We start from the raw sequence: 5,507 nt of genomic DNA, 5'->3' as shown, positions 1-5,507 counted from the left end.
ACCGACCAACCATCTCGACATCGACAGCCGCGAATCGCTGATCCATGCGTTGAACGAATTCCCTGGCGCCGTCATCCTGATCTCGCATGATCGCCATCTGCTCGAGGCAACCGCCGACCGGCTGTGGCTGGTCAAGGACGGCGCGGTCAACCCCTATGACGGCGATCTGGAAGACTACAAGACGCTGGTCACCGGCGTGTCCGGCGACCGCCGCGGCAAGCGCGAGGCGGAAAAGGCGTCAAAGGCCGACCGCCGTCGCGATGCGGCGGCACGCCGCGCCGCCTTCGAGCCGCTGGCCAAGGAAATCCGCGCCACCGAAGCGCTGATGGACCGCATCCGCAAGCGCATCGACGGCATCGAGGACGAACTGTCCAATCCGGCGGTGTACGAAAAGGATCCCTCGACAGCGACCCGGCTGGCCAAGGAGCGCTCGCAACTGGCCCAGACGCTGGCCGGCCACGAGGAAAAGTGGCTGTCCATGTCGGCAGAGTATGAAGAAGGCACGGCGGAGTGATTACGCAATCTCCCCACAAGTGGGGAGATTGGCTAATCATCTGGCCCTACACGCGCCCTTTGAAACCCGCTAGTCTTGCCGCATGAACCAGCACGCCAAGCTTCGCATCGGCCATTCGGCCTGTCCGCATGATTGTCCTTCGACCTGCGCGCTCGAGGTCGAACTGCTCGACGGCAATCGGATCGGCCGCGTCCATGGCGCCAAGTCCAATAGCTACACCGCCGGCGTCGTCTGCGCCAAGGTTGCGCGTTATGCCGACCGCGTCCACCATCCCGACCGTTTGCTGAAGCCGCTGATCCGCGCCGGCGCTAAGGGCGACGGCACCTGGAAGGAAGCGAGCTGGGAGGCCGCGCTCGACCTCGTCGCCGAAAAGTTCATTGCGGCCGAGGAGAGGTACGGCTCGGAGACGATCTGGCCCTACTACTATGCCGGCACGATGGGGCTGGTGCAGCGCGACGGCATCGACCGGCTGCGCCACGCGAAAAAGTATTCCGGCTTCTTCGGGTCGATCTGCACCAATCTCGCCTGGACGGGCTGGATGATGGGGGCCGGCGCCTTGCGCGGGCCGGACCCGCGCGAGATGGCGAAATCCGATTGCGTGGTGATCTGGGGCACCAATGCGGTGGTGACCCAAGTCAACGTCATGACCCACGCCATCAAGGCGCGCAAGGAGCGCGGCGCCAAGATCGTCGTCATCGACGTCTACGAAAACGCGACGATGAAGCAGGCCGATCTTGGCCTTGTGCTGAAGCCAGGCACCGATGGCGCGCTGGCCTGCGCGGTCATGCATGTGCTGTTCAAGGAGGGCATGGCCGACCGCGCCTATCTCTCGAAATACACCGACGACCCGAGAGGGCTGGAAGCGCATCTCGAGACGCGCACTCCGGCGTGGGCGGCCGGGATCACGGGCCTGACGGTTGCCGAGATCGAGGCCTTCGCCCGCCTCGTCGGCACGACCAAGAAGACCTATTTCCGCCTCGGCTATGGTTTTGCACGCCAGCGCAATGGCGCCGTCAACATGCATGCCGCCTCGTGCATCGCGGCTGTCACCGGCAGCTGGCAATATGAGGGCGGCGGCGCCTTCCATTCCAATTCCGGCATCTTCAAGCTCAACCAGGATGTGCTCGAAGGCACCAGGATGCGCGATCCCTCGATCCGCTATCTCGACCATTCGCGCATCGGCCCGGTGCTGACCGGTGCCAGCGATGCGCTCTATGGTGGCCCGCCGGTGACGGCGATGCTGATCCAGAACACCAATCCGGTGAATGTCGCGCCGGAGCAGCGGCTGGTGACGCAAGGCTTCCTGCGCGACGACCTGTTCACTTGCGTGCACGAGCAGTTCATGACCGACACGGCCAAGCTTGCCGACATCGTATTGCCGGCCACGATGTTCCTCGAGCACGACGATGTCTACAAGGGCGGCGGCAACCAGCACATCACGCTTGGCCCCAAGCTGATCGAGCCGCCGGAGGGACCGCGCACCAACCATTTCGTCATCGAGCAATTGGCTGATCGCCTCGGTGTCGCCGACCGTCCGGGTTTCGGCCTGACCGAGCAGCAGCATATCGACATCATCCTGGGCAAGCGCGGGCTGGGCAGTTTCGAAAGCTTGAAGCAAGACAAATGGGTCGACCTGCAGCCGGATTTCGAGGCAGCACACTTCATCAACGGATTTGGCCACGCGGATGGAAAATTCCGCTTCCGCGCCGACTGGACCGGGCAGGCGGCGCCCAACCGGCCGCCCAAAAGCATGGGCCTGTTCGGCCCGGTGGCGCGGCTGCCGGAATTCCCCGACCATGTCGACCTGATCGAGGTCGCCGACGAAGCCCACCCGTTCCGGCTGACGACGTCGCCGGCGCGCAACTTCCTCAATTCGACATTCTCGGAAACACCGGTGTCGAAAGCCAGGGAGGGCCGCCCGGAACTGCTTCTACATCCCGACGATGCCGCGGCACTTGGGCTGGCCGATGGCGACCGTGTCGAGGTCGGCAACCAGCGCGGCGAAGTCGTGCTGCATGCAAAATTGTTCGACGGCATCAAGCGTGGCGTGGTGATCGCCGAAGGCATCTGGCCAAACAGCGCCCATGAGCGCGGCGAGGGCATCAACGTTTTGACCGGCGCCGACGCGCCTGCACCCTATGGGGGTGCTGCCTTCCACGACAACAAGGTCTGGCTGCGCGCGGCAAGGTGAGAGAACTCAGTTGCTCTCGCGTCAAATTATACCGGCAGGGCTTCGGCCACCTTCTTTCGGTTTCGCCTAAGACTGATGTCGTCGGCGATCTGCTCGGCCTCGATCGAGATTTCGCGCAGCAATCCGGTGACCGGATTGTGAAAGCCGATGAGATAGAGGCCAAGCTCTGAAGCCCTCGCATTGACGCCGCTGCGCTCTGGCTGAACGCCGGGCTCCAGCAATTTGGCGTAGCCGGGCCGGAAGCCGGTGGCGAAGATGATCGCGTCGAACTCGCCATGCCTGCCGTCGGTAAAACGGGCGCCCTGTTCGGTGATCTCGGCAATGTCGGGTACGATCTTGATCGCACCTTCGCGGATCTTGCGCACCGTGCCGATATCGATCGTCGGAATGCGCGACGAGAGCGCGATCTGCTGCAGCATTCCTTGCTGCGGCCGCCTGAGCCCGTATTTCCCCAGCCTGCCCAACGCCAGATCGAGGATGATGGGAAACAAGGCATCGTTGATGCGCTGCGGCATCAGGCGCGCCGCCATGCCGATCATCTGGATGGGCACGCCAAGCAGTTCGCGCGGTACGATATGAACGCCGCCGCGCACCGAAATCGTCGGCCGCGCACCGCCTTCCACCAGATCGAGCGCGATCTCGGCGCCGGTATTGCCCATGCCGACGATCAGCACCGGCCGGCCGGCGAAAGGCACTGCGTTGCGATAGTCGGCGCTATGCAGCTTTTGGCCCTTGAAGGCATCGGCGCCGGCAAATCTGGGCATCAGCGGCTCTGCGTTGTTGCCAGATGCAATCACAACGTTTGAAGCATGCAAGGGACCGGTCGTCGTATCCACGAGCCAGCTTCTGCCCCGCCGGGTGATCGCCCGCACTGTTTCTCCAAATCGCGGCCGCAGATCGAAACGTTGCGCATAGGCATCTAGATAGTCGATGAAGAGATCGCGCGGCACATAACGCGGATAGTCCCTGGGAAAGGGCGCGAAGGGCAGCGAGGAAAAGCGCTTGGCCGTGTGCAAATGGACGCGCTCATAGTGGCGTCGCCAGGCGGGTGCGGCCTGCTGCTCCTTTTCCAGCAGGACGAAATCCTGCCCGCTCTGCCGCAGGCACGCGGCAATGGCCAGGCCCGCCGGCCCGGCACCGATGATCGCAACTGGGGTGGTGTCGTCCAAGCCGGCCTCCGCGGCAGAATTCACAGCCCGAGAATGTCAAAAACATGGTGGGAAAGTAAAGGCCTGCCGCGCGACAAATATTTAGACAGGCAAAGGCACCGTCAACCCTACCTTGACCCGGTCCATGGCAACGAACGTGCGGAATTTGCGGACATTGTTGCTGTCGAAGAACAGTTTTCGCGTCAGCGCCTCATAGGCGCCCATGTCGGCCACTGTGATGACCAGGATGAAGTCGGCCTCGCCGGTGACGTAATAGCATTGCTGGACCTCGGGGGTCGCCGAGAACTGCCGCTTGGCCGCGTCGATCAGTTCGGCGCGTTCGCTCTCGAGTTCCACCTCGACGAAGATGGTGATGGGTTGACCGACCGCTGCCGGCTCGACGACAGCGACATTGCCGGCAATGACGCCGGTCTGCTCCATGCGCTTGATGCGGCGCTGCACCGCCGGCGCCGACAGGTTCACCGCCTCGCCGATCAACCGCTGCGGCGTCGTGTTGTCGCGCTGCAGGATGGCAAGGATGGCGAGATCGAAACTATCGAGCGAGGACGGCAATGCAGGCAATGGAATATCCTGGACGAAACAAACTTGCATTTAAGAGACCATATTACAGCGCTCTTTGCGTTGCTCCTGCAATATGTTCTCGCTGACCAACGGGACCGGCCAATGTTCCTGCTCAACCGCAACGCATCGCACCGCCGGCCGCTCGATCCGATCGATGCCGAAACCCTTGGCGTGGCCGGAGCCGACACGGTCGAGCGTTTTCTCAGCCACCGCGACAATCACCGGATGACGCCGCTGCATGCACTGCCGGCGCTCGCCAGCGAATTCGGACTGGGCGCCATCCATATCAAGGATGAGGGCTTTCGCCTCGGCCTCGGCAGCTTCAAGGCGCTTGGCGGCGCCTATGCCGTCTTCCGCCTGGTGCTGGAGGAGGCCGGCAGTCGCCTTGGCCGGCTCCTCGATGTGGCCGATCTCGATCGGCCTGATGTGCGGGCGGTCGCCGCGGCGATGACATTTGCCTGTGCGACCGACGGCAACTATGGCCGCTCCGTCGCGCAAGGCGCGCAACTCGTCGGCGCGCGGGCGGCGATCTTCGTCCACGCCGGGGTCAGCGAGGAGCGCATCGCGGCGATCGCCCGCTATGGCGCCGAGATGATCCGCGTCCACGGCAATTATGACGATTCGGTCAGGCAAGCTGCCCAGGTTTCGGCCGACAAGGACTGGACCGTGGTCTCCGACACCTCGTGGCCGGGCTATGAGCGCATTCCCGGCCTGGTCATGCAGGGCTATACCGCGATCGTACGCGAAGCCTTGCGCCAACTCCCTCGGACGCCGACCCACGTCTTCGTGCAGGCCGGTGTCGGCGGCATTGCCGCCGCGCTGGCCGGTCATCTGGCCACCGTGCTCGGTGACGCTAGGCCGACCTTCATCGTGGTCGAGCCGGCGCGTGCCGCTTGTGTCTTCGCAGCCGCCCAGGTCGGGCGCCCGGTCAAGGTCGCGCACGGCCAGCCGACGGTGATGGCCATGCTTGAATGTTACGAAGCCTCGCCGGTCGCCTGGCGGGTGCTGGCGCGCGCCGCCGACGCCTTCATGACGGTGGATGAGGACGAGGCCATCGCGGTGATGCGGCGGC

Annotated in this window: 4 protein-coding genes and 1 pseudogene; 3 read left to right on the top strand and 2 right to left on the bottom strand. The window is 64.0% G+C overall.

All coding sequences use genetic code 11. The annotated features are described in order from the left end of the window. Together EN884_RS23880 and EN884_RS23875 are read left to right on the top strand one after the other, a co-directional pair. Positions 1 to 514: pseudogene (locus EN884_RS23880) on the top strand (ABC transporter ATP-binding protein); the annotation flags it as partial. Between the two features lie 82 nt (positions 515 to 596). Further along, positions 597 to 2,705, top strand: coding sequence for a molybdopterin oxidoreductase family protein (locus EN884_RS23875; RefSeq protein WP_013532465.1), 2,109 nt, complete (start codon positions 597 to 599; stop codon positions 2,703 to 2,705). A gap of 26 nt (positions 2,706 to 2,731) precedes the next feature. On the opposite strand, the gene EN884_RS23870 is transcribed toward EN884_RS23875, so the two are convergent. Then, complete coding sequence (locus EN884_RS23870) at positions 2,732 to 3,874, bottom strand: NAD(P)/FAD-dependent oxidoreductase (RefSeq protein WP_013532464.1); 1,143 nt, start codon at positions 3,872 to 3,874, stop codon at positions 2,732 to 2,734. Positions 3,875 to 3,955: 81 nt separating this feature from the next. Beyond that, complete coding sequence (locus EN884_RS23865; RefSeq protein ID WP_063167707.1) at positions 3,956 to 4,465, bottom strand: Lrp/AsnC family transcriptional regulator; 510 nt, start codon at positions 4,463 to 4,465, stop codon at positions 3,956 to 3,958. 72 nt (positions 4,466 to 4,537) lie between these two features. Here EN884_RS23865 and EN884_RS23860 point away from each other — a divergent pair. Next, positions 4,538 to 5,507, top strand: a 970-nt coding sequence (locus EN884_RS23860) for a diaminopropionate ammonia-lyase (protein WP_128360767.1), incomplete at its 3' end; no start/stop codon positions are given.

Origin of the sequence: Mesorhizobium sp. M7A.F.Ca.AU.001.01.1.1, assembly GCF_004022735.1 — a bacterium.
In the GTDB taxonomy this organism is placed as follows: domain Bacteria; phylum Pseudomonadota; class Alphaproteobacteria; order Rhizobiales; family Rhizobiaceae; genus Mesorhizobium; species Mesorhizobium ciceri.
The sequence above is the reverse complement of the archived record's forward strand: the minus strand, read 5'-3'. Positions and strand labels throughout refer to the sequence as shown.

What these genes read in the sequence shown, in the direction of transcription:
- EN884_RS23875 (WP_013532465.1), top strand. Translation starts at nt 597, where the DNA reads ATGAACCAGCACGCCAAGCTTCGCATCGGCCATTCGGCCTGTCCGCAT.
- EN884_RS23865 (WP_063167707.1), bottom strand. Translation starts at nt 4,465, where the DNA reads ATGCAAGTTTGTTTCGTCCAGGATATTCCATTGCCTGCATTGCCGTCC.